We start from the raw sequence: 20,329 nt of genomic DNA, 5'->3' as shown, positions 1-20,329 counted from the left end.
TAGGGTGCGCGACTTGAGGGAAGACATCCACCAGTTCGAGACCGAGCACGAGTCTGGCTACGAGGGATCGGGATGGCGTTTGCTGACGCCCGCCGCCCTCTACGAGGTCGAAGAGGCTGACGCTCGGCACGAGGGTCAACTACGAATGTGGCGGCTGTGGCCCGATGGCTGGTACGGGTTGATCCGCTGGGGAGACAACCGCCGAGCCACCTGGGTGCACGAGTCCAAGCTCAGGCCGATCGACGCGAACGCGCCGCAGGGTGGCGACTGATCAGCAAGGCGGCGTCCGGCGAGCCGTGGTGGTGCCAGCAGGTGATCGACGATGGTTTCCGGAGAGTCATTCGCGGAGGTGGTGAACGAGCCGCGCGCTCCAGAGATCGCCTTGGTGGGCTTCGAGGTCAGGCAGTGGTATGCCTTCGGTGTACGCGGCGAGAGCATCAGAGACGAGTCTGGCGAACGTCCAGGCCTTGACCCGTTCGGGGTCGAGATCAAGACGGGCGCAGAACCGGGCGATCGCCCTCGCCCACTCGGTCCTGGGATCTGCGAGATCACCCTTGCGGAACAGGAGATACTGCACCGCGTCATAGGCAGGGTCACCGACCATCGGCAACGGGTCGATGGCCAACCACGGTTCTCGCTTCGAGGACAGGATGTTGTCAAGGTGGAAGTCGCCGTGCAGCAAGACTTCGGCTGGACCAGAACGGGAGAGCCAGCCGAGTAGGTCGACCGCGGTGTCGAGCAACCACTGATCGAACGGAGCGCCGGCCACCTCGAACCGCGCAGGCAAGGCGTCCGCGAGTTGGACCGCGCGATCGGTGAGACGGTCGAACGGCGGCCCCGGCGGGCAAGGCCGGTGCAGCCGGTCCAGGATCCCGGCCGCCACTCGATCCGCGTCGTCAGGGTCGTCGAGAAGGTCCAGCGTCGCGCCGGGCTCGCAGCGCTCCACCAGCATGGCCCCGGTTTCCGGGTCATGCTCCACCAGCTGAACCGCCCCGTCACCTGCCCATTCCTGCAATGCATCGGCCTCAGCAGCGCGCGCGCCGGCAGGCAGCGTGCCCAACTCGACCGTCGTCGGCATCGGCACCTTCAACACCAGCGGCCGCGGACCACGGTTGGCCGTGACGACAAGAGACACGTGACACCGGTCAAAGGATGACCCAAGGTCCAACGACCACTCATCGCTGAGCCGGCGGCACACCTCGGGCAGTTCCGCGAGCCACTGACGGCTGCCCTGGCTCACGTTCAATGCCTTCGAACGCAGCCGTTCTGGAATCGCGATCATGTTCCCTCCCGCGCACCTGACGCCTACGGCTCCCGTAGCAGCCCGTGGAGGAGGATCTCCACGGTGCCGCTGACGACGGTGGAGGCGGAACGCTCGCCGATCATGCCACTGGTGATGATCGACGCCAGGCCCTGAAGGGTGGCGAGCACTGCCATGGCCACCCGGTCGGGGTCGTCGCTGACGATCTCGCCGTTCGCCTCCGCCTCCGCGATCAGGGCGGACGGTGCGGCGAAGGCCCGGTCGTTGGCCTCCCGGAGTTCAGGAGCGTCCGGGCGGTCCTTCTGCGTGAACATGAGCGCGAGCAGGGCGGGATGACGGGTGGCGAAATCCACGTACGCGCTGGCGAACGCCGTCATCCGCGCACCGAACGTGCCTGTCGAATCAGCGAGGGCGGCGTCGAGTCGGCCGCCCAGGCGCTGCAGGCCCTGGATGGCGAGCGCATCGAGCAGTGCCTGCTTGTCCGGGAAGTGCCGCCGAGGCGCGCTGTGGCTGACGCCGACCTCGCGGGCGAGGTCACGCAGGGACAGCCCTTCGACGCCCGTCGCCTCGAGCTTGCGTTCGGCCAGGGTGAGGAGTGCGCGGCGCAGATCGCCGTGGTGGTAGCGGGCAGTTGGACCGGACATGATGGCAGCCTACCCCTCCATGTAGTCGTTGACTACAATGTAGTCAACGACTACATCGGCTGCCGGTCAGCGGTCGGCGAGGCGGCGTTTCGCCTCAGCACCCGCCAACGCCCCAGGAGGATCCGCCATGACATCGAGAACCTGGTTCGTCACCGGAGCCGCCTCCGGCATCGGCTACGAACTCACCCGACTGCTGCTGGCATCCGGCGAGCGCGTCGCCGCCACGTCGCGCCGGCTGGAACCGCTCGAGGCCCTCGCGACCGGCTACGGTGACCAGCTCTGGGTCGCGGCGCTGGACGTCACCGACGCCGCGGCCATCCGCAGAGTCGTGAACGACGCGGTGACACGGTTCGGTCGGCTCGACGTCGTCGTGTCCAACGCCGGATTCGGTGTGCTTGGAGCGGCCGAGGAAGTCTCGGAGGAGGTGCTCCAAAGCCAGATCGAGGTGAACCTCCTCGGCGCGATCCGCGTTGCCCGCGCGGTGATCCCACACCTCCGCGCTGGTGGTGGAGGGCGGATCGTACGGATGTCCAGCACAGGCGGGCAGGTCGGCGACCCAGGAATGAGCCTCTACAACGCGACGAAGTTCGGCATCGAGGGCTTCTACGAGTCCGTGGCGATCGAGCTCGCGGAGTTCGGGATCGGAGTGACTCTGATCGAGCCGGGAGGGACCCGCACGGACTTCAACCGCCACCTCGTCCTCGCCACGCCGATCCCAGCGTACGAGAACGGAGTCCTCGGGCAGATCCGCGGCATGCTCACCGGTGACGTCGATCCCGAACTCCTTCGGCGATCCGTCACCGGCGACCCCGCGAAGGTCGCTCGCGCGATCGTCGATTCGGTCGAAGTCTCACCCGCACCAAGGCGACTGGTCCTCGGTCGCCATGCCTACGAAGCCATCACCACCGTGCTTCGCGACCGCCTGACCGCTCTGGAGGCGCAACGCGACCTTGCCTACAGTACCGACGCGGACGACATTGCCGACAGCGCCTGACAGTCCTTCGCGTAAACGACAGGCTCGGCCGTAGAGCCCCAACCTACGCTCGCCCATCGCGGCCGGTCGGGTAGGAACCTGGCACGGTCGATACCGGTGTCGGCAGTCATACCGTGGCCCCCGCGTCGCCGTATCCGCCGAGGCACGTTCTTCGGAGCGGAACATTCGTCCAATACACCTGGCCCCCGAGCTTGTGATGCTCGACCTCGTTCTGACACGGCCGTACGTGCGGGGACCGCGAAGCTCCAGCGACAGGAGAAGTGATGACGAAGACCGTGGACAGTGCGCCAGTGGTTCAGGTGGCGGGTGGTCGGCTGCGGGGTCGGATGGACGAAGGTGTGGCGGCGTTCCTCGGGATCCCGTACGCCGCCCCGCCCTTCGGAGCGCGCCGCATGCGGCCTCCAGAGCCGCCCGTACGGTGGGAGGGCGAGCGCAGCGCTGCCGAGTACGGGCCGACCTGCCGGAAGGGCAACGACAGTCCGGACAGCGCGGCGGGGTTCCCCGAGGTCGTGATCCCTGGCGAGGAATGCCTCAACCTCAACGTGTGGACCCCGGGTCCTCGTGGCTCCGGCCTGCCGGTACTGGTCTGGATTCACGGCGGCATGTTCACGAAGGGGTCCGGCTCCGTCGCCGTCTACCGCGGCACCTCCTTCGCCCGTGACGGAGTCGTGTGCGTCACGATCAACTACCGGCTCGGCGCCGAAGGCTTCCTCTACCTCGATGACGGCACTGCCAACCTGGGGTTGCTGGACCAACTCGCCGCGCTCGAGTGGGTCCAGGACAACATCGCTGCCTTCGGTGGCGATCCGGGGAAGGTGACGGTCGCCGGCCAGTCGGCCGGCGCTATGAGCGTCGTCACCCTCATGGCCATGCCCCGCGCCCGAAGCCTGTTCCGCCAGGCAATCACCCAAAGCGGGGCGGCGCTCCAGACGCTCACGACCCAGACCGCCACAGGCGTCGCCTCACGACTGGCTGAGTCGCTCGGAGTTACCTCGACCCGTGCGACCTTCAGCGAGGTGCCGGTCGAACGGCTCGCGCGGGCGGCGTCCGGCGTCCTCGCGGAGTTCCAGACCGCCCCGAATCCGGCCACGTGGGCAAGCCTCCCCTTCGCCCCGGTCGTCAACGGCGACACCCTCCCCGACCACCCACTCGACGCGTTGAAGAGGGGCGCCTGCAGCGGCGTGCGGCTCCTGGCCGGGTGGAACCGGGACGACACCCGGATCGGCCTCGTCCCCACCGGCATGATCGACATGGTCGACGAGCCCATGCTCTCCGCGGTCGTGGCCGCCCTGGGCGCGCCCGACGGGACCGTCGAGCTCTACCGGGCAGCCCGGCCGGAAGCGAGCAACGGGGATCTGCTCGCTGCCGTGACCACCGACTGCTTCATTCGAATCCCGGACATCAGAGTCGCCGAGGCACGCCTGGCGGTCGGCAGGCCCCACACCTGGATGTACGGCTTCGACCACGGGTCGCCGAGCTTCTCCGGCCGCCTCGGCGCCGCCCACGCGGTGGAGATCCCATACGTGTTCGACCTCCTCGGGGAGGAGTCCGGCCACGCCCTCATCGGCGACGAACCACCCCAGGTCGTCGCCGATACGACCCACCGCGCGTGGATCCACTTCATTAGCGCCGATTCTCGTGTCTAGCGGTGGCGCGTCGGTGGCTCCAGGATGTTGGGCGGCTCCGGGCTGCTTTCGCCTATGGGCATGTGATTGTGATGGTCGTTGCGCCCAAAGCGGGTGATCGGTCAGGGTCGATCTGACTGCCTGTTGTGGCGGATTTCGGATTGTCGTCCGACCCGGATGTGATGAGCGAGCACGATCTCACTTGGAGTACGACGGCGGGAGAGACGCAGCGATGGCTGCCGTTGCGCTCTGTCGCCGCCAGTGATCGGCGTGTCACGTTGACCGCGATCGTGTCGCTTGCTGTAGTTGAATCGTGGAACAAGCAGCGATATCCACCCCAGAAGCGGCCCGTCGGGGCAGTGAGTACTTCGCCGCCCCAGCAGCGGCGAACCAGCGTCGTTACGAGGCACTGCGCGCGTACCTGTTCGAGGGAGTCTCAGCGGCGGAGGCGGCGACCCGCTTCGGCTACACCCTGACGACGCTGCAGTCGCTGGTGCGGGACTTCCGGGCCGGACGCTGCGAGTTCTTCCAGAGCTCGCGTCCGGGCCCGAAGACGGCCCCGGCCAAGGAAGCGGCCCGCACCAGGATCATCGAGCTGCGCCGGTTGGGCCACTCGGCCCAGGAGATCGCTGCCGCGCTCGCCGAGGAGGACACTCCGCTCAACCGCACCGGGGTCGCCGAAGTCCTGGCCGAGGAAGGGTTCCCACGCTTGTGGCCCCGTCCGCACGCCGAGCGCGGCCTACCCCGACGCGAATCCCAGCCCCGCACCAAGGTGATCGACTTCGCCGTCCTGCCCGCCCACGCCGACACCCGGATGGCCGGGCTACTGCTGACCATCCCCGATCTGGTGGCACTGGACCTGCCCGGCCTGGTGCGGGCCGCGGGCTATCCCGGCACGTCTGTGATCCCGGCGATCAGCTCGATCCTGTCGCTGCTGGCGATCAAACTCACCACCACCCGCCGCGTCTCCCACATCGACGACATCGCCACCGACCCCGGTGCGGCGTTGTTCGCCGGGCTGACCAGCCTGCCCAAGGCCACCGCGCTGACCACCTACTCCTACCGGCTCGACCACACCCGGCAACAACGATTCCTTGCCGCACTGGACAAAGCCAGCCTCGCCGCAGGGCTCGCGCACGGCGAGGCGATCAACCTCGACTTCCACGCCGTCATGCACTGGGGCGCCGACCCCGCGTTGGAAAAACACTACGTGCCCAGACGTTCGCAACGCACCCGCTCAGTGTTGACCTTCTTCGCCGAAGACGCGGCCACCCACACCCTGCTCTACGCCAACGCCGACCTCGCCAAAGCCAACCAGAACAACGAAATCCTCGCCTTCGCCGACCACTGGCGCACAACCTCCGGAGCGGACCCGAAACTGTTGATCTTCGATTCCAAGGTCACCACCCAGGCCCAGCTCGCCGACCTCGACGCCCGCGGCATCGCCTTCATCACCCTGCGCGCCCGCACCCCGAAACTCACCGAACACCTACATGCCTTGCCCGCCAAGGACTGGACACCACTCACCATCGCCCGAGCGGGCGGGAAAACCCGCCGTGTCCGCGTGATCGAAGACCCCGCCGCCACACTCTCGGCCTACCCCAGCACGCTACGCCAACTCGCCATCACCGGACTCGGGCACGACGAACCCACCATCCTGATCACCAACAATCGCACCACCCCGACCAAACACGTGATCGAGGCCTACGCCAGGCGGATGAACATCGAACAACGCCTCGCCGAAGCCATCCGCTCCTTCGGCCTGGACGCCCTCGCCGGCGCGGTCCCCCTCAACATCGACCTCGACGTCGTGCTCTCCGTACTCGCCCACACCATCTGCGCCGCGCTCCGCCGACGCCTCCCCGGCTACGCCACCGCCACACCCGACACCCTGCAACGCCGATTCCTCTCCACCGGCGGCACAATCGAAAACCGCGATAACGAAACCATCGTCCGCCTCGACCGACGCGCCTACTCACCCGTCCTCCGCCACGCCGACCTCCCCACCACCGAAGTCCCCTGGTGGGGCGGACGACACCTCCGCTACGAATACGAGTGATCAAACTGGGGTTGAATCCGCTGCGCGAGAATCAGCGTTAGCGACGGCGACCCGGGCTGGCCCCGATACAACCTGGCCGACCGGTCCACCGCGCTCATCGACGAGGGGATCACCGTCGTCGACGATCCCGACAGTGCCGAGCGCCAGGTGTGGGCCAGCTGAGGCTGATCGGCGACGACGTGGGTCCTAGCTGTCGAGCGTGCGATCACCCGAGCCGGTTCGCCGGAGTACCTCGATGGGAGATCACGGTCCCGTCGCGTCCTGGCCGGCTGCCGGGGGTCGTCATGGCGGGGTTCGGCGATCAAGCGAATGAGTTCCACGACCTTGCGTTGGTCCCGCACCCCGCGGTCACGGTGCTCCTCGACCTCGGCGACCAACCGTTCGTCCTCGAAGACGGCTGTGGTTCGCAGCAGCGAGAACGCGTCGTCGCCGGGCTCGCGCCCAACAGGGCTCGAGCGCGGGGGTTGGCCAGAAGTTCCGAGTGTCTTCAGTTGCGGCTTTCGCCGATGGTCGCGCACGCGGTCCTGGGCGCTTCCTCAGAACTGGGCGGGACGGTGGTCGCCCTCGACGACCTCTGGGGACGAGAGGCCGTACGAGTCCAGGAGCGATTGCGAGCCGCCGGGTCGTGGGAGGAACGGTTCGCGATCGCGGAGGCTGAGCTCGCTCGCCGGAGCGACGTAGGCCGAACTGTCGACCCGGAAGTCACCTTCTCCTGGGGACGGATGGTGGCCAGTCGAGGGCGGGTACGTGTCGAGCGGCTGGTTGCCGAGACCGGATGGAGCCGCAAGCGCCTCTGGTCTCGGTTCCGCGCGCAGGTCGGCCTCACCCCCAAGCGTGTCGCCCAACTCATCCGCTTCGACCACGCGGCCCACCGCCTCGCCGCCGGTTACAGCGCCTCCCAGGTTGCGGCAGAGAGCGGCTACGCAGACCAGTCCCACCTTCACAGAGACGTCATGGCCTTCGCCGGGATGACGCCGTCCGTGGTCGCGCTCACACCGTTTCTTGCGGTCGACGACGTCGCGTGGCCGCCCAAGCGGGCGTCCCGTCCTCGCTAGCGGTGTCGAGAGCGCTGCCGCTTGTGCGAGGCGGCCGTTAGTCTCGCGACATGAACGTTGTCGTCGTGGGGGCTGGATTGGCCGGGCCGCTGCTCGCGCAGGGCCTGAGCCGAGCGGGGATCGACGTCGCGCTGTACGAACGGGAAGCCGCGAACCAGTCCAGCCAGGGGTATCGCCTACACATCGCGCCCGAGGGAGACCTCGGGTTGCGCGCGTGCCTGCCGTCCACTCTCTACGACCGGCTCCTGGCCACCTCTGGCAAGCGCGGCTCAGGTTGGCGGCTCCTTGACCCGCACCTGCAGGTCGTGCGGGAAATGCTGGTGACGCCGGTGGACGAGGAGGAGACCGGGCGGCATCTGACGGTCGATCGGCTCACGCTACGACAGATCCTGCTCACCGGGATCGACGTCCACCAGGGCGCGTCGTTCCAGCGCTACGAACTCCTGGACGATGGCCGGGTGCGGGTGTTCTTCGCGAACGGGGTGGTCGTCGACGTGGATCTGCTGGTGGCGGCGGACGGCACACACTCGCGGGTCCGCACCCAGTTGCTGCCGCACGCCGAGGTGGTGGAGACCGGTCAGTCGGAGATCTTCGGCAAGACACCGCTGACGGACACGGTTCGCGAGCTCGCGCCGGCGGCGGCGTTGGACGGGTTCTGCACTGTCGTGGGTACCGATGGCCGGTTCATGCCCCTCGCGGCTCAGGAGTTTCTCTCCGGCGGTGAGGACTACCTGATGTGGGTGCTTGGCGCACCCACCCGCCTGTTCCCGGTCGACCTGTCCACGTTGGACAAGGCGGGCCTGTGGAAGGTCGCGGCGGAACTCGTCGCCGACTGGCATCCAAGTCTCGCAGCGCTCGTCGGCCTGGCCGCCCCCGAGACCGTCCACACCACGACGGTCCGGACAGCGAAAACGGTGCCGCACTGGGAAACCGTCCCGGTCACGTTGATGGGCGACGCCATCCACACGATGGTTCCGCAAGGCACCAGTGCTGCCGTCGCACTCAGGGACGCGGCCCTGCTGTGCCGTCGCATCACCGAGCGGACCGGCTCGCTTCTGGACGCTGTCCGCGCCTATGAAACAGAGATGCTCGAATACGGTTTCGCCGAGGTCGAACGCTCCCTGCGCTCAATCTCGTGAGCGCGCCCGTCCAACCTGACTGACCATCATCGGCAGCGTTGTCTGGCACGCGGGTGGCACGGCGATGCCCAGCTAAAATAAGTGATGATGTCTTCGCTGGCCGATACGTTGAATGCCAATGGATACGTCGTGGTTCGTGGGGCGGTGCCGCTCACTCTGACCGCGGCCGTGGTCGCCGATATCGAGGATCATTTCGGCCGGTCGGTTGACGATCCCGGGAAGTGGTACGGCGACCCGGAGGTGCCCCCGCTGGGCTTTATCACCAACGAGGGCCAATTCACCCCCCGCATGTTTCACTACCCGTCCATGTGGGCGGTCCGGGAGCATCCGGCGGTTCACGCGGCCTTCGCCGAGATCCTGGGCACACCCGCATTGTGGGTCAGCATGGCCAATGTCTGTGTCAAGTTGCCGACCCATCCCCACCATCCCGACTATGGCCGCAACGGCTTCATCCATTTCGATCGGCTGCGATGGTCGTTGACCAAACCCGGCGAGCCGGTCGACCGGTCCAAGAACCCCGACACCGGTCTGTTTCTCAGCGGCGTGGTGGCACTCACCGACACGGAAGCCGACATGGGCGGCTTCCAATGCGTCCCGGGGATCTACCGTCGTCTCGACGAATGGATCGCTGGACAACCCGACGACTGGGATCCCCGCAACCCGGACCTGTCCGGTCACCAGATCACCCCGGTGCCGATGCGAGCGGGCGATCTTTGCATCTGGACAACCCGACTGCCGCACGGCAATGGCAACAACACCTCAACCGCGATCCGTCTGGCCCAGTACGTGACGATGACCCCGGCGCCGGTCGACTTCCCCGACTACGACGAACGTCGCGCGCGCCGAATCCAGTCGTGGCAGACACGAAGCCCCCTCCCCACCCCCGCCGACTATCACAGCCGGGAGCAGTCGTTCCCTCCACCTCCGCTGTCCGGCTTGGGGCGAAAGCTTCTCGGCCTCGACGAGTGGGGCTGACCAAGCGTGTGAGTGTGGACGGATCCCTGCCACCGGTGACGGCGTTTGGCGCTAGCCGTGCTGGAGGTCGTCAGCCAGTCGGTGCAGGCCGGCGAGCACCCACGGCAGGCTGTCTGGGTCGTGGCCAAGCTGGAAGCGTGTGATGTCGAATGCCGTAGCCGCTGCGCAGATCGCCAACACACCCGGGCCGGCGACCGCCTCGCCGGCCCGACGGATCGTTGCGATCGCTTGCGGTTCGCCTCCCCTGACATACGCCTCGCGCAGCAGCCAGGCGTAGTCGACGGCCCTGGTACCGCTACCGCATGCATCGACGTCGATGACCGCGCTGACGGCACCGTGGTGGATCAGGACGTTGCAGGTGTTGAAGTCGCCGTGTACGAGATCGCCTCCGGGCAGGTCCAGAGCTGCGTACGGGGCAAGCACTGCGTCGAAATGCTCGACGAGTTCCACGCCCGAGTGGCCGAGTCGACGCAGGACCGGCCGCGGATCGCTCTTTCCCTCCTCGAACGCGCATGCCCTGACGTAGCGGGACCAGTCCTGCACTGGATCGGGATCCAAGCCAACTTGACTTTCGATCACCTCGACGAGTTGAGCGGCCGTTCGTCCGGTCAGCGCCGACCTCGCCATCGGTTCGCCTGGCGCGAAATCCACGATGTGATAGGCGGCGCCGTCAACGGTCACACCAGATGCCAGCCAGGCCGGCGTCGGATAGCCGGCGGAGCGGATTCTGTCGACGAGGCTTGGCAAACGCGCCATACGGTGTGCCATACGGTCGTTGCATTTCAGGATCGCGCGCATACCGGCCGGGTCGGTCAGCAGCCAGGCGCCAACCACGCCGCCCCTGCAGCGCTCGCGAAGGGTGAACCGAAGGTCGTGTGCCTGATTGATCTCGTGCAGCAGTTGTCGAGCACGTTCGAGTTGGTCGATCATCGATCTTCTCTCCACACAGTCGGCTGGCCGTCGACTACGAGTACCGACGGCTGGGACAGATTGGAGAGAGTCACGCCACGACGCCGACCCTAACCCGGCAATGCGGCGGGCGCATCCGAGTTCTCCGGCGGGCTCTCGATCACCTGGTGCTGGTTCAGACCGAGCCACGCGAGTTCCGAGTGCGTGATTCTTTGCTCGCTTGGCGTGTTAGCCTGGCCAGGATCTCGGGGCAGGAAGGGAGGTGGTTTCCATGCGCGATCTGTTCAGCGCGGTGACGCCTCCTTGCGACTCGTAGCCCCCCGGATCTCATCGGAGCTCACCGCGTCACGTTCTTGCGGAGGAGCCCCTCTATGCAGAGCCTCGTCGAAGACTCGACACCGCTCGTCATTGTTCGTGACCTGTTCCGTTCCTACGCCCGCCCCTATTGGGTGGCTGGCGGCTGGGCAGTGGACCTGTTTGCCCAGCGTGTCCGCCGACCCCACAGCGACGTGGACGTCGCAGTCCTCTACCGCGACCTCGACTACCTGGCCGAGACCTTCCGTGATCCGCGGCCGGTCCTGGTGCATCCCGAGACCGGCCAACGCCGGGAGTGGACGCCGGATGAACAACTCAAGCCCGGGCCACACGGTTTCGTGCTACCTGACGACTCCCACCCCTGCCCCATCACCATCATGCTCACCGCCTCCGATGGAGATGAGTGGGTCTACCACCGTGGGACCGGCAAGGTCCGCCGTCCACACGCACTGATGACGCTCACCACCGAACGCGGCCTACCGTTCGTCGGACCCGAGGTCGCGCTCCTGTACAAGTCGCCTACGCTGCGACCCAAGGACATGCAGGACTTCGCCGACATCCACGAGATGCTCGACGACGAACGCCGCGAATGGCTCATCGACAACATCGCATCGCGCTTCCCCGACCACCCCTGGTTGTCGACGCTCAGACGAGCAGGCGAGCGACATCGCACGGCCCCGACCCCGCCACCATCTCCGTCTCCGCCCAGCGCGGAGGCCGCTGAGCAGGCTCGGGACGCGATGCGGACTCGGGTCGACCAGATCCTCGCGCGATTCGCTACGAACACCAGCCGGGCGTCCCGCGTCCCGTTCGCACAGTCCAACGAGGTGTGGCTCGCCGAGGACTTCGTCGTACGAGTGGGCAGGCTCGGGCGGAACTCACTTTCCCGAGAGGTCGCCCTCGCCCCGGCCATTCCCGCCGAGGTTGGCTACCCCGAGGTGCTCGACCACGGGATCATCGACGGACACGAGTGGATGGTCAGCGTCCGGCTGCCCGGCGCGAACCTCCACGAGGCATGGCCTGACCTCCAACCAACAGCCAGGACGGACGCATTGGCGGATCTGTGGTCCCGACTACGGATCCTGCACACCACTGACATCGTGGCGGCCCGAGCGGCTGGATGCACATCGACGAGGTACTACGACCTCGACCCTGCACAGGCACACACCGGACTCGCCGCCCTTGTCGAACGTGGCGTCCTGGACGTGCCCACCGGCAATCGTCTCGCCGAACTACTCAGCGAGGCGTTCGAAGCGATGTCGCTCGTACCGCTCGCCCTCAACCACACCGACGCTGCACCAGGAAACGCCGTGTTGACACCGACCGGGCACGCGATCCCGATTGATCTGGAGTCCGCCTGCGTCGCGCCGGCGGACCTCGACCTGGAAAATCTGTTCCGCTACCTGCACTTCATGGCCGACCGGGCCACCGCCGTCCACCTCGCCAACCTTGCAGCCAACCTGCTCAACCAGCCAGGCGCCGAGGCGCGGCTACGGGGATACGCCATCCTCCGTGACCTGTGGGCCTTACGGCGCTGGTTCCGCCAAGCCCGCGACACGACCGACCTGTCGACCTGCGCGCCCATTCACCGACTACACAGCCACGCCACCGGCAAGAGTTGGCTACGCGACACCTTCTGATTCGCGAGGCGTCACTACCCCAGCCCGGATGTCCAGGCCGAGGTGCCGGTGGAGATGGTCGGCCGTCGCATCCTCGAAGCGCTCGGGCCAGGCGATGCCGTGGGTGTCGGCGTAGACCCGACCGCGCCGTAGGTACTCGGCCGCCATCGGCGCGATCGCGGTGAGGATCGACCCGGGATCGGCCGCGGCGGCGGGGAGGCTCGCCAGGAACTCCCGCTGCTCGACCGTCAGGTAAGGGTTGAGCCGCTTGGCGCCGCCGCGCCTGCTCGCGCCGGATTCGGCAAGCATCAAAGGGATCAGGAAGTCGTCCCGTACGGTCGTGACCCCGGACAGGGCAACCAGGTGTTCACCACGCCCAAGGGTGACGACCAGGTTGCCGATGATGTACAGGAAGAACTCGAACGTACGGCGGGAGATGTCCGCCGTCACACCATGTCCCGCCTCCCCCGCGGCCGGAACCAACGTGCCCGTACGGTCGAACAACGGCGCACACTCGCCGCATCTCGCTGGATCGAACGCCGAGCGGCGATAGAAGAGGAGATCGACATGCAGCCACTCCGCTGAGATGACGAACCCGCCGATCAGGCCGGGTATCGACCGTTGCGCCACCGCCGGCACGATGCGGTCGGCCGTCTCCGTCCAGTGCTCGGTGAACCAGTCGGCATCGTCGTCGTCGATCAGGCAGTGCAGATCCACGTCGCTGTAGGCGTCGGCCTCGTCTCGCGCATAGCTGCCAGCAAGCCAGGCGGCAAGGATGCGCGGGTCTTTCTCGAGCGTGACCCGCGCACACTCGATCAAGGACAGTTGCGCCGCATCGTTCACCATCGCAGCACCCTTCACCCCTGGGGCCTCCCCGGCCATGTGAAGCAAATCACGAACCATGTCCCCGTACCAAGCTCATATGCCGGCGCCGGCCGTTTCCCGTCCCGAGGAATGCCCCGGCCTCAGCGACCCGATCGAGGGCGGCGGCCGAAAACTGCTGCTCCTTCACCTGCGACGCGTGCCACTCTTGGTCGCATGCCAGACCGGGCGGGGTTCACTCCGACACAGGAGACGGCCAGTTTTCTGAGCGAACGGTTCCAGCTCGGGTTCGGCGTTGGGCGTCTGAGCCCGGTTGCTCGTGGAGCGATGGGACGGATCTGGCGGCTGTCGCTGCCCCACCGCGACTACGCGGTCAAGGAGCTGTTCTGGGGTGCCGACGAGGCCGCCGCGAGTAGGGAGGCCGCCTTCCGTGACGCAGCCGCCGCTGCCGGCGTCACTTCCCCGCTCAACCTGCGTGCCGACGACGGACGATTCATCTGCCATCTTCCCGCCGACCTCGGTGGTGGCGCGGTCCGGATGTTCTCCTGGGTCGAAGGCAACCCTGTCAACCATGACGGCCCGGACCTACCCCAATGGGTTGGCCACACCCTCGGTGTCCTCCACGCACTTCGACATCCGTGCGACGGCATCGCCACCGACCCGTGGTACGACCACGTGCCGGAGCCGGCGCGATGGAAGGAGCTGGTGGCGGAGGCAGAGACAACGAAGCAGCCGTGGGCGGCAGCGCTGTCTGAGAGAGTTCCGCTGCTTCGTTCACTCACCCCTCACGTGAAGCGCGTCGACCCCCGGCCTACCACATGGACTTCCAACCGTTCCTGAACAGTGTCCAGGGGTGGCATCTGGTGCCAGGTCCTGGGACTGCGCGCATCCCGAACGGTGTTGGATGCGCTGGTCTCCCGCGTTCGCTGAGTCCCCGTCCGGCAACGTGCATCGTGTGCACGCTCCGTGACGGGTGGGCGGGTTCCCTCACGCCCTCGTGCCTCTGGTCCGGCCGGGGCGGTCCGATGCCCACAACGATCGCTCTGGTCGTCGTGGGGCGGTGCCGTCCGTCGCCGGACCGGGTGCCCGAGGGCGCGTCGCCCGATCGCGATACCAGCGGCATCGTGTCGGGACATCTTTCGCTTGTTGCTCGTCAACGGCTTGCGCCAGTGCTCCTCGCCCCACATCGACGTGTACGCCGCATCGACGGCCACGATCGACAGATCCTGGGCAGCAGCCATGCTGATGAGCCGGGCCTTGAGCTTGCCGGTAGGGATCCCGGAAACGAGCTGCCGAAAACGCTTCTTGCGGCCGTGTTTCTCACGGGTCTTCTCGGCGGTGAAGTCCAGGTTCTCGATACCGATCGCAGCCACGCTGCAGCGTTTGGCCCAGTGCAGCAGGCGGCTGATGGCGTGCCGGATCTGCGCGTCACGGTGGTCGGCGGTTGCGGACAGGTCGTAGAAGAACCGCCTGGGTTCGCCGACGGGGTTGCCGTGGGGGTCGAGGTGGTAGGCGGCGAAGTGGTCGGCGTTGGTGTCCACCCCGACCATCCCGGCAGCGCGGGCCGCCTGGAGCGGGATCGTCTGGACCACCGGCCGCCTCCACGCCGCGGTGAGGTACCAGCGCCCACGCGCCACGTCCAGGTGGATGCGGTAGGCCACGGCCTGGTTCACCAGGATACGGTCGCGCCACTCCACGCCCCGGTGGGTGAAGGCAACCACGGAGGCCAGCACGTAACGACCGTGGCGGGCATTCGCCAAGTGGACGAGCGGGGCGGGCAGCTTGATGCTGACCTCGCCGTCCGGGCTGACGCGGATCGTCTCGTTGCCGAAGCGCTTGCCGGACTCCCCGTCAGCGGCCAGGAACCAGCGCTGCGCCTCCCACCGCTGACGCCACTCGAGCTCGCTGAGCTGGGCCCTGTCCAGGTGGTGACGGGTGTTGATCAGGCGCCTGCCACCACGCACGACGTGCACACGCCCGGCCTCAGCCTCAGCGCGGGCAACATCGAGGCGGTGCTGCAGGGCCGCCAGGCGGCGGGACTTGTGGAACCACTCGCCCTTGCCCCGGTACCCGCCCGGTGCCCGCTTGGTGCCCCGCTCCCCCAGAGGCTGAGACAGGCGGTGCGCCAGGGTGGCCACACCGGCCTCCAGGCCCTGGATGTGGCTAAGTTGGCAGCGGCGCGACAGCGCCCACTGATCGTGTGACGCCTTCGTGATCGACCCGGCCCAGCGCGACGACGACTGGGCCGTCAGGCCCTGCTTGCGGGCCGCCCACGCCTCCGCGCTGTGGCCCAGCCCATCGGCGCACCGGGCCTTCAGGTCCAACGACGCCAGACGGCCTAGATGCTCACCGACCAGCCGCAACACCTTGTCGTCGGCGGGCGTGAGGTGTTTGAGGCGGTCGCGTATCGCCACTGCGGACGGGCCGAAGGCAACGAACGCAGCGTCGATGCTGCGGAGCTGCTTCTTACTCATCGGCAGCCGCCTCCAGGCACCAGGTCCTCTTCGACCTCGCCGTCATCGAGGACGAGGAGACGACGGCCCGTCGCGGACAAGGCCGCTGACGCTTCGCTTTCGGCCGGCAGCCGTTCATGCCCGAGCCGATCTCGGACTCGACCCGCACGACCTTATGCTCAGCCTTGGCAGCCCACGCCGACAAACGCGCCGTCTGCCGATCCAGATCGGACCTCTGCTCATGGGAGCAGACGCGGGCATACAGACCTACACCACCGGCCACCGAGGGTGAAGTGTTCGCGTCGATGTTCACCAGAATCGTGCGCGGCCCCACTCCTTCCGCAGGGACCGGCAACGTGCCCTCACGGAACCAGCGGTACGCGGTACGCGGGGCGACCCCCTGCGCACACGCCCATCCCGTCAGATTCACACACAAAACCATACAGAACTCGCGGCACCCAAAGGACACTCATAGGCACTCATTCGAGAGCAGTTAGTCGACCCTTGAATCTCCTGACCGACGCGGCCGGCGAACACGTACTACTCGACTGGGAGGACGCCGGGCCAGGCATGCCCGACCGGGTACTCGCCTCCCTCCTCTGCAACTGGGGCACGCACGACGGAACGATCAACGTCGGTCGCGTACGGCGGATCCTCGAGGCATATCGTCGAGCCGGCGGTCACGCAGCACTGACCGGCCTGGAATCGTTCAGTTCGGTCCTGGCCGGGTACGTCAACTACTACATCGAGGCGCAGGCGTCGGTCAGCCTCGATGAGGCACAGCCGGTTGACATGCGAGACCACGCCACGCGGGAGCTCGTCAGCTCTCTCGCGGACCCTCCCCGCCTGGATCTCTACCGCGCGCTGTTGGGGATCGCGCAAGGATGCTGATCGGACAGGTACCGGCCAGCAAATGCCTGTCCCTTCGCGGACCGTCGGCGCTAGTATCGGCCGATGCCCGGCTATGAACCGGTTTCCCTCCAGTCCGTGTGCAACGCAGGTGTCGACGTCCTCGGCGCGGACCCGGCAGATCCTCAGCTGGGTAACGTGGAGTTCCGCGGCCTGCCGTTCCTGATCGGCTCCGAAGACCGCGCGAAAGACCGCTGCTTCGTGATGCCTTCCGAACCCGTCTCCGTCGAGATCGGCAAGGCGGCGCGGCGGGTCATCGTCGCTCACCGCCAACTCGAACCCGGCGGTCCGGCGGGTCACGGTGTCGGCACCCGCGTCGCCGACTACGTCTTCCACCTCGCCGGCGGCGCCACTGTCGAGGTGCCGATCCGCGAGCGGTTCGAGATCCAGATCACTCAACACGCGTGGGGACGTGACCCGTTCCTCGCGGTCGGCGACACGCCCGACTACAACATCGACCGCTTCGAGGGACGCTGGGACCAGACCGGCTTCCGCATGACCGAGCACGGCAAGGGGTGGGCGCAGGGCTACTACCTGTGGTGCTGGGACAACCCCACCCCCGACGCCGTGATCGAACGCCTGGAGATCATCCCGCTTGGTCTGCCGTTCCTCATCGGCGGGATCACCCTCGGCCACCTCGAGGAACACCCGTTCGTCCGTACGCCCGGACGGCCCGTCCGCCTTCTCGTCACCGACGATGCGGTCGCCGGTAGCACCGGCGTGCTCGACCTCGATGTCGACCGCGGTGTCGCGACCTACCCGCACCGGCTGCCGACCGGCGACGACCGTCCCGGCTACGGGGCGGAGCACGCCGGGCCGGGCACGTCTCCTGCCTACGCCTCGGTCGCTGCCATCCCCTCCGCCACCCTCGTCGTGCGGCACGAGGGCGAGGAGCTCGGTCAGGTGCGATGGGGCGACGTCGAACGCGACGGGCACGCCGAGAGCGACCGCGTACGCGTCGAACTGGTCGACCCGGGCCGCAACTGGGTCCACGTCGAGGTGCTCGACGACTCCAGCGGGCAGCCTGTTCCATGCCGGGTCCATTTCCGTTCTCCCGAAGGTGTCCCGTACCAGCCCCACGGCCATCACAACCATGTCAACCAGAACCTCAACAGCTGGCACCTCGACGTCGGTGGCGACGTCCGCCTAGGCCAGCGCACCTACGCCTACATCGACGGCGCCTGCCAGGGTTGGCTCCCTCGTGGTGAAGTGGTCGTCGACGTCGCACGCGGGTTCGAGTACGAACCCCTGCGCGAGACCGTACGCATCGAGCCCGGCCAGCGGGAGCTGACGCTGCGGATCCGGCGTACGACCGACATGGCGGCCGCCGGCTGGTGGTCGGGCGACTCCCACGTGCACTTCCTGTCCACCGCGGGTGCGCAGCTCGAACAGCAGGGCGAGGACCTGCGCGTGGTCAACCTGCTGCAGGCTCAGTGGGGTGCGCTGTTCACCAACACCGAGGACTTCAGCGGACGCGTGAGCGCCGTCCACGGCGGCGACTACCTCACCTACGTGGGCCAGGAGAACCGCCAGCACGCTCTCGGGCACATGCTGCTCTGGGGGCTGAAGGAACCCGTCATGCCGTGGTCCAGTGACGGTCCGAGCGAGGCGGAGCTCGGCAGCGCCCTGGACGCGACTCTGAGCGACTGGGCCGACCGCACCCACGCCCAGGGCGGCACCGTCGTCGCGGCCCACTTCCCCAACCCCAACGGCGAGCCCGCCGTACTCGTCACCACCGGGCGAGCCGACGCCGTGGAGATGTTGTCTCACGGTGACGACGCCCTGCTGGAGTACTACCGCTACCTCAACTCTGGTTACCGGATGCCACTCGTCGGCGGCACCGACAAGATGTCGAGCTCGGTGCCTGTGGGCCTCTACCGCACCTATGCGCGGCTCGACCCCGACGAGGAGTTCAGCTACGAGGGCTGGTGCCGTGCCGTGCGGCAGGGACGGACCTTCCTGTCGGGCGGGCCGCTGCTCACCTTCTCTGTCGATGGGCGACAGGCCGGCGACACCGTCGATCTGTCCGGTCCGGGCACCGTGACCGTCGAGGCGGGCGTCACCAGCATCTTCCCGCTCCACGGGCTGGAGCTGGTGTGCAACGGCGAAGTGGTGGCCGCCGTACCCGGGAACGGAGCACGCGAGCTCACCCTCACCGAGAACGTCCGCGTCGACGGGCATTCATGGCTCGCGCTGCGAGCGCTCGGCTCCGACTTCCACCTCGACGAGTGGGGACGTCGGGTCTTCGCGCACACCTCTCCCGTGTTCGTCGCCTGTGGTGGTCCGTGGGGAATGGCCGACCCGGAGGGTCTCCACTACATCCGGACGGTCGTCGAAGGCGCCCGCGACTACGTACGCCACACCGCGATCCGCCGCCCCGATGAGCTCACCACCCACCACCACGGCGAAACCGACCATCTCGCCTGGCTCGAACGACCCTTCGCCGAGGCACTCCAGGCTCTCGACCGCCGCACCGCGAACGACGACGCTGACGTGGCTCAGCGGCCGGTCGAGACCTGAAGTCGCCTGACGAGTTCGGGGGTGATGGCCACCCCGACGGACTTCAGCGCCATCAGGGCCGCGCCGCCGAGGGGATCGAGCGCGGCGCTGGCGATGGTGATGTGCGGCTCGGAGCTGGCGGTCAGGAGCCGGGTGATCCGATCGGCGAACTCGGCGGAGGTCGCCAACGCCCCTGCCAATGCCACCGGCACGACGCTTCTGCTGACCAACGGGGCCAGCAGGCGGACGCCGACCGCGGTCTTCTCGGCCAGGCGGGTCACCGCGGCATCGGCGAGCGGAGAGTCGTCCACGGCGGCAGTGATCGCCGGTGCCAGGCCGCCGTACCGACGCTTCACGTCGTTGTAGTCCTGACCGTCCAGTCCGAGCACGATCCGACGAAGGTCTCCGACGTCCCGAACTCCCCACCAGGCCAGCACCGTCTCGACCAACTTCGCATCGGCGTCCGCGTGATCGCCGATCAGGATGCGATGCATCGCTTCGTAGACGAGGTGCCGTGCTCCGCCGGCATAGTGCTGGAACCGGCCACTTTCCACCACCGTGCCGTCATCGGTGATGGCTGCGATCATCGAACCGGTGCCGCCCACGACGATGACCCCCGGCACTCCGGCCAGTGCACCCCGGTGCGCGATCACCGCATCATTGACCACCTGCCGAGGGCAGGTCAGCGCGGCCCCGTCGAAGAAGGTGTCGATCCAACCGTTCGCAGCATCGATTTCGTACCCGGCCATTCCCGCCGTCAAGGCGACCGCGCTCTCAGCCGCGAGCCCGCCGACGGTCATCGCCGCGGCGATCGTGGAGCAGACGTTCTCGGCCGCAGTGTGATTGTGGGTGGGTGACCCGCCTTCTCCCACGCGCCGTGCCAACAACACTCCATCGAGCGTGAAACAGCCAACCCTGGTCTGGGTCCCGCCCGAATCGACCGCAACGACGTATCGCTCTGATGTCGGCATGGCCCGCAGGTTAACCGACGCCGGCTCGGATCCGCACTGCACATAATCGGCTGGCAGGACGTTGCTCCAAGACATTCCTC

17 protein-coding genes and 1 pseudogene are annotated in these 20,329 nt (G+C 67.5%); 11 read left to right on the top strand and 7 right to left on the bottom strand.

The genetic code is table 11. The features are described 5' to 3' along the window. The first annotated feature begins 4 nt into the window (after positions 1-4). Complete coding sequence (locus HEB94_RS25380) at positions 5-271, top strand: hypothetical protein (RefSeq protein ID WP_192752219.1); 267 nt, start codon at positions 5-7, stop codon at positions 269-271. 66 nt (positions 272-337) lie between these two features. Here HEB94_RS25380 and HEB94_RS25375 read toward each other — a convergent pair whose 3' ends face one another. Beyond that, the gene (locus tag HEB94_RS25375) at positions 338-1,282 is read right to left on the bottom strand and encodes an aminoglycoside phosphotransferase family protein (protein ID WP_192752218.1); all 945 of its coding nucleotides are present in this window, start codon (positions 1,280-1,282) and stop codon (positions 338-340) included. Between the two features lie 23 nt (positions 1,283-1,305). Continuing rightward, complete coding sequence (locus tag HEB94_RS25370) at positions 1,306-1,905, bottom strand: TetR/AcrR family transcriptional regulator (protein ID WP_192752217.1); 600 nt, start codon at positions 1,903-1,905, stop codon at positions 1,306-1,308. A 127-nt stretch (positions 1,906-2,032) separates the two neighbouring features. Here HEB94_RS25370 and HEB94_RS25365 point away from each other — a divergent pair, with 127 nt between their 5' ends. From HEB94_RS25365 to HEB94_RS25340, 6 genes are all read left to right on the top strand, one after another. Continuing rightward, positions 2,033-2,899 carry an SDR family oxidoreductase gene (locus HEB94_RS25365; protein ID WP_192752216.1) on the top strand — a complete coding sequence of 289 codons (867 nt, stop codon included), beginning with the start codon at positions 2,033-2,035 and terminating at the stop codon, positions 2,897-2,899. Between the two features lie 263 nt (positions 2,900-3,162). Next, positions 3,163-4,545 (top strand): carboxylesterase/lipase family protein, encoded by a 1,383-nt coding sequence (locus HEB94_RS25360; protein WP_192752215.1) that lies wholly within the window; start codon positions 3,163-3,165, stop codon positions 4,543-4,545. A gap of 292 nt (positions 4,546-4,837) precedes the next feature. Further along, positions 4,838-6,583 carry a helix-turn-helix domain-containing protein gene (locus HEB94_RS25355; protein ID WP_192748393.1) on the top strand — a complete coding sequence of 582 codons (1,746 nt, stop codon included), beginning with the start codon at positions 4,838-4,840 and terminating at the stop codon, positions 6,581-6,583. A gap of 284 nt (positions 6,584-6,867) precedes the next feature. Next, positions 6,868-7,638 (top strand): AraC family transcriptional regulator, encoded by a 771-nt coding sequence (locus HEB94_RS25350; RefSeq protein ID WP_192752214.1) that lies wholly within the window; start codon positions 6,868-6,870, stop codon positions 7,636-7,638. Between the two features lie 50 nt (positions 7,639-7,688). After that, on the top strand, positions 7,689-8,777 hold the full coding sequence (locus HEB94_RS25345) for an FAD-dependent oxidoreductase (RefSeq protein ID WP_192756664.1): 1,089 nt from the start codon (positions 7,689-7,691) through the stop codon (positions 8,775-8,777). An 87-nt stretch (positions 8,778-8,864) separates the two neighbouring features. Next, entirely contained in the window at positions 8,865-9,752 is an 888-nt protein-coding gene (locus HEB94_RS25340) for a phytanoyl-CoA dioxygenase family protein (RefSeq protein WP_192752213.1), read from the top strand. A gap of 51 nt (positions 9,753-9,803) precedes the next feature. Here the strand turns inward: HEB94_RS25340 and HEB94_RS25335 are convergent, their stop codons facing one another. Next, positions 9,804-10,682, bottom strand: a complete 879-nt coding sequence (locus HEB94_RS25335) for a phosphotransferase (RefSeq protein ID WP_192752212.1) — start codon at positions 10,680-10,682, stop codon at positions 9,804-9,806. A gap of 350 nt (positions 10,683-11,032) precedes the next feature. On the opposite strand from HEB94_RS25335, the gene HEB94_RS25330 reads away from it, so the two are divergent. Continuing rightward, complete coding sequence (locus tag HEB94_RS25330; protein WP_192752211.1) at positions 11,033-12,616, top strand: phosphotransferase family protein; 1,584 nt, start codon at positions 11,033-11,035, stop codon at positions 12,614-12,616. On the opposite strand, the gene HEB94_RS25325 is transcribed toward HEB94_RS25330, so the two are convergent. After that, positions 12,599-13,441 (bottom strand): nucleotidyltransferase domain-containing protein, encoded by an 843-nt coding sequence (locus HEB94_RS25325; RefSeq protein ID WP_192752210.1) that lies wholly within the window; start codon positions 13,439-13,441, stop codon positions 12,599-12,601. The two genes, HEB94_RS25330 and HEB94_RS25325, sit on opposite strands and share 18 nt — an antisense overlap. A gap of 192 nt (positions 13,442-13,633) precedes the next feature. Between HEB94_RS25325 and HEB94_RS25320 the strand changes: the two genes are divergently transcribed. After that, positions 13,634-14,257 carry a phosphotransferase gene (locus HEB94_RS25320; RefSeq protein ID WP_192752209.1) on the top strand — a complete coding sequence of 208 codons (624 nt, stop codon included), beginning with the start codon at positions 13,634-13,636 and terminating at the stop codon, positions 14,255-14,257. Here HEB94_RS25320 and HEB94_RS25315 read toward each other — a convergent pair. Both HEB94_RS25315 and HEB94_RS25310 read right to left on the bottom strand, forming a co-directional pair. Continuing rightward, positions 14,203-15,891: a transposase gene (locus HEB94_RS25315; protein WP_192752208.1), complete on the bottom strand. Its 1,689-nt coding sequence runs from the start codon at positions 15,889-15,891 to the stop codon at positions 14,203-14,205. The genes HEB94_RS25320 and HEB94_RS25315 overlap by 55 nt on opposite strands. A 17-nt stretch (positions 15,892-15,908) precedes the next feature. After that, positions 15,909-16,300 (bottom strand): annotated as a pseudogene (locus HEB94_RS25310) (recombinase family protein); the annotation flags it as partial. A gap of 74 nt (positions 16,301-16,374) precedes the next feature. Here HEB94_RS25310 and HEB94_RS25305 point away from each other — a divergent pair. Together HEB94_RS25305 and HEB94_RS25300 are read left to right on the top strand one after the other, a co-directional pair. Further along, positions 16,375-16,761, top strand: coding sequence for a hypothetical protein (locus tag HEB94_RS25305; protein ID WP_192752207.1), 387 nt, complete (start codon positions 16,375-16,377; stop codon positions 16,759-16,761). Between the two features lie 63 nt (positions 16,762-16,824). Beyond that, a complete protein-coding gene (locus tag HEB94_RS25300) occupies positions 16,825-19,299 on the top strand; it encodes a CehA/McbA family metallohydrolase (protein ID WP_192752206.1) in 2,475 nt (824 codons plus the stop codon). Here the strand turns inward: HEB94_RS25300 and HEB94_RS25295 are convergent. Then, positions 19,278-20,249, bottom strand: coding sequence for a BadF/BadG/BcrA/BcrD ATPase family protein (locus HEB94_RS25295; protein ID WP_192752205.1), 972 nt, complete (start codon positions 20,247-20,249; stop codon positions 19,278-19,280). The genes HEB94_RS25300 and HEB94_RS25295 overlap by 22 nt on opposite strands. Positions 20,250-20,329 lie beyond the last annotated feature (80 nt).

Source organism: Actinopolymorpha pittospori (assembly GCF_014873875.1).
Lineage (GTDB): Bacteria > Actinomycetota > Actinomycetes > Propionibacteriales > Actinopolymorphaceae > Actinopolymorpha > Actinopolymorpha pittospori.
Note: the sequence above shows the minus strand (reverse complement) of the source record. Positions and strands in the feature narration are given on the sequence as shown.

Bases quoted from the DNA above. Each gene is read 5' to 3' on its own strand.
- HEB94_RS25375 (WP_192752218.1), bottom strand. From the start codon at position 1,282: ATGATCGCGATTCCAGAACGGCTGCGTTCGAAGGCATTGAACGTGAGC.
- HEB94_RS25370 (WP_192752217.1), bottom strand. From the start codon at position 1,905: ATGTCCGGTCCAACTGCCCGCTACCACCACGGCGATCTGCGCCGCGCA.
- HEB94_RS25365 (WP_192752216.1), top strand. From the start codon at position 2,033: ATGACATCGAGAACCTGGTTCGTCACCGGAGCCGCCTCCGGCATCGGC.
- HEB94_RS25360 (WP_192752215.1), top strand. From the start codon at position 3,163: ATGACGAAGACCGTGGACAGTGCGCCAGTGGTTCAGGTGGCGGGTGGT.
- HEB94_RS25350 (WP_192752214.1), top strand. From the start codon at position 6,868: ATGGCGGGGTTCGGCGATCAAGCGAATGAGTTCCACGACCTTGCGTTG.
- HEB94_RS25345 (WP_192756664.1), top strand. From the start codon at position 7,689: ATGAACGTTGTCGTCGTGGGGGCTGGATTGGCCGGGCCGCTGCTCGCG.
- HEB94_RS25340 (WP_192752213.1), top strand. From the start codon at position 8,865: ATGTCTTCGCTGGCCGATACGTTGAATGCCAATGGATACGTCGTGGTT.
- HEB94_RS25335 (WP_192752212.1), bottom strand. From the start codon at position 10,682: ATGATCGACCAACTCGAACGTGCTCGACAACTGCTGCACGAGATCAAT.
- HEB94_RS25330 (WP_192752211.1), top strand. From the start codon at position 11,033: ATGCAGAGCCTCGTCGAAGACTCGACACCGCTCGTCATTGTTCGTGAC.
- HEB94_RS25325 (WP_192752210.1), bottom strand. From the start codon at position 13,441: ATGGTGAACGATGCGGCGCAACTGTCCTTGATCGAGTGTGCGCGGGTC.
- HEB94_RS25320 (WP_192752209.1), top strand. From the start codon at position 13,634: ATGCCAGACCGGGCGGGGTTCACTCCGACACAGGAGACGGCCAGTTTT.
- HEB94_RS25315 (WP_192752208.1), bottom strand. From the start codon at position 15,891: ATGAGTAAGAAGCAGCTCCGCAGCATCGACGCTGCGTTCGTTGCCTTC.
- HEB94_RS25300 (WP_192752206.1), top strand. From the start codon at position 16,825: ATGCCCGGCTATGAACCGGTTTCCCTCCAGTCCGTGTGCAACGCAGGT.
- HEB94_RS25295 (WP_192752205.1), bottom strand. From the start codon at position 20,249: ATGCCGACATCAGAGCGATACGTCGTTGCGGTCGATTCGGGCGGGACC.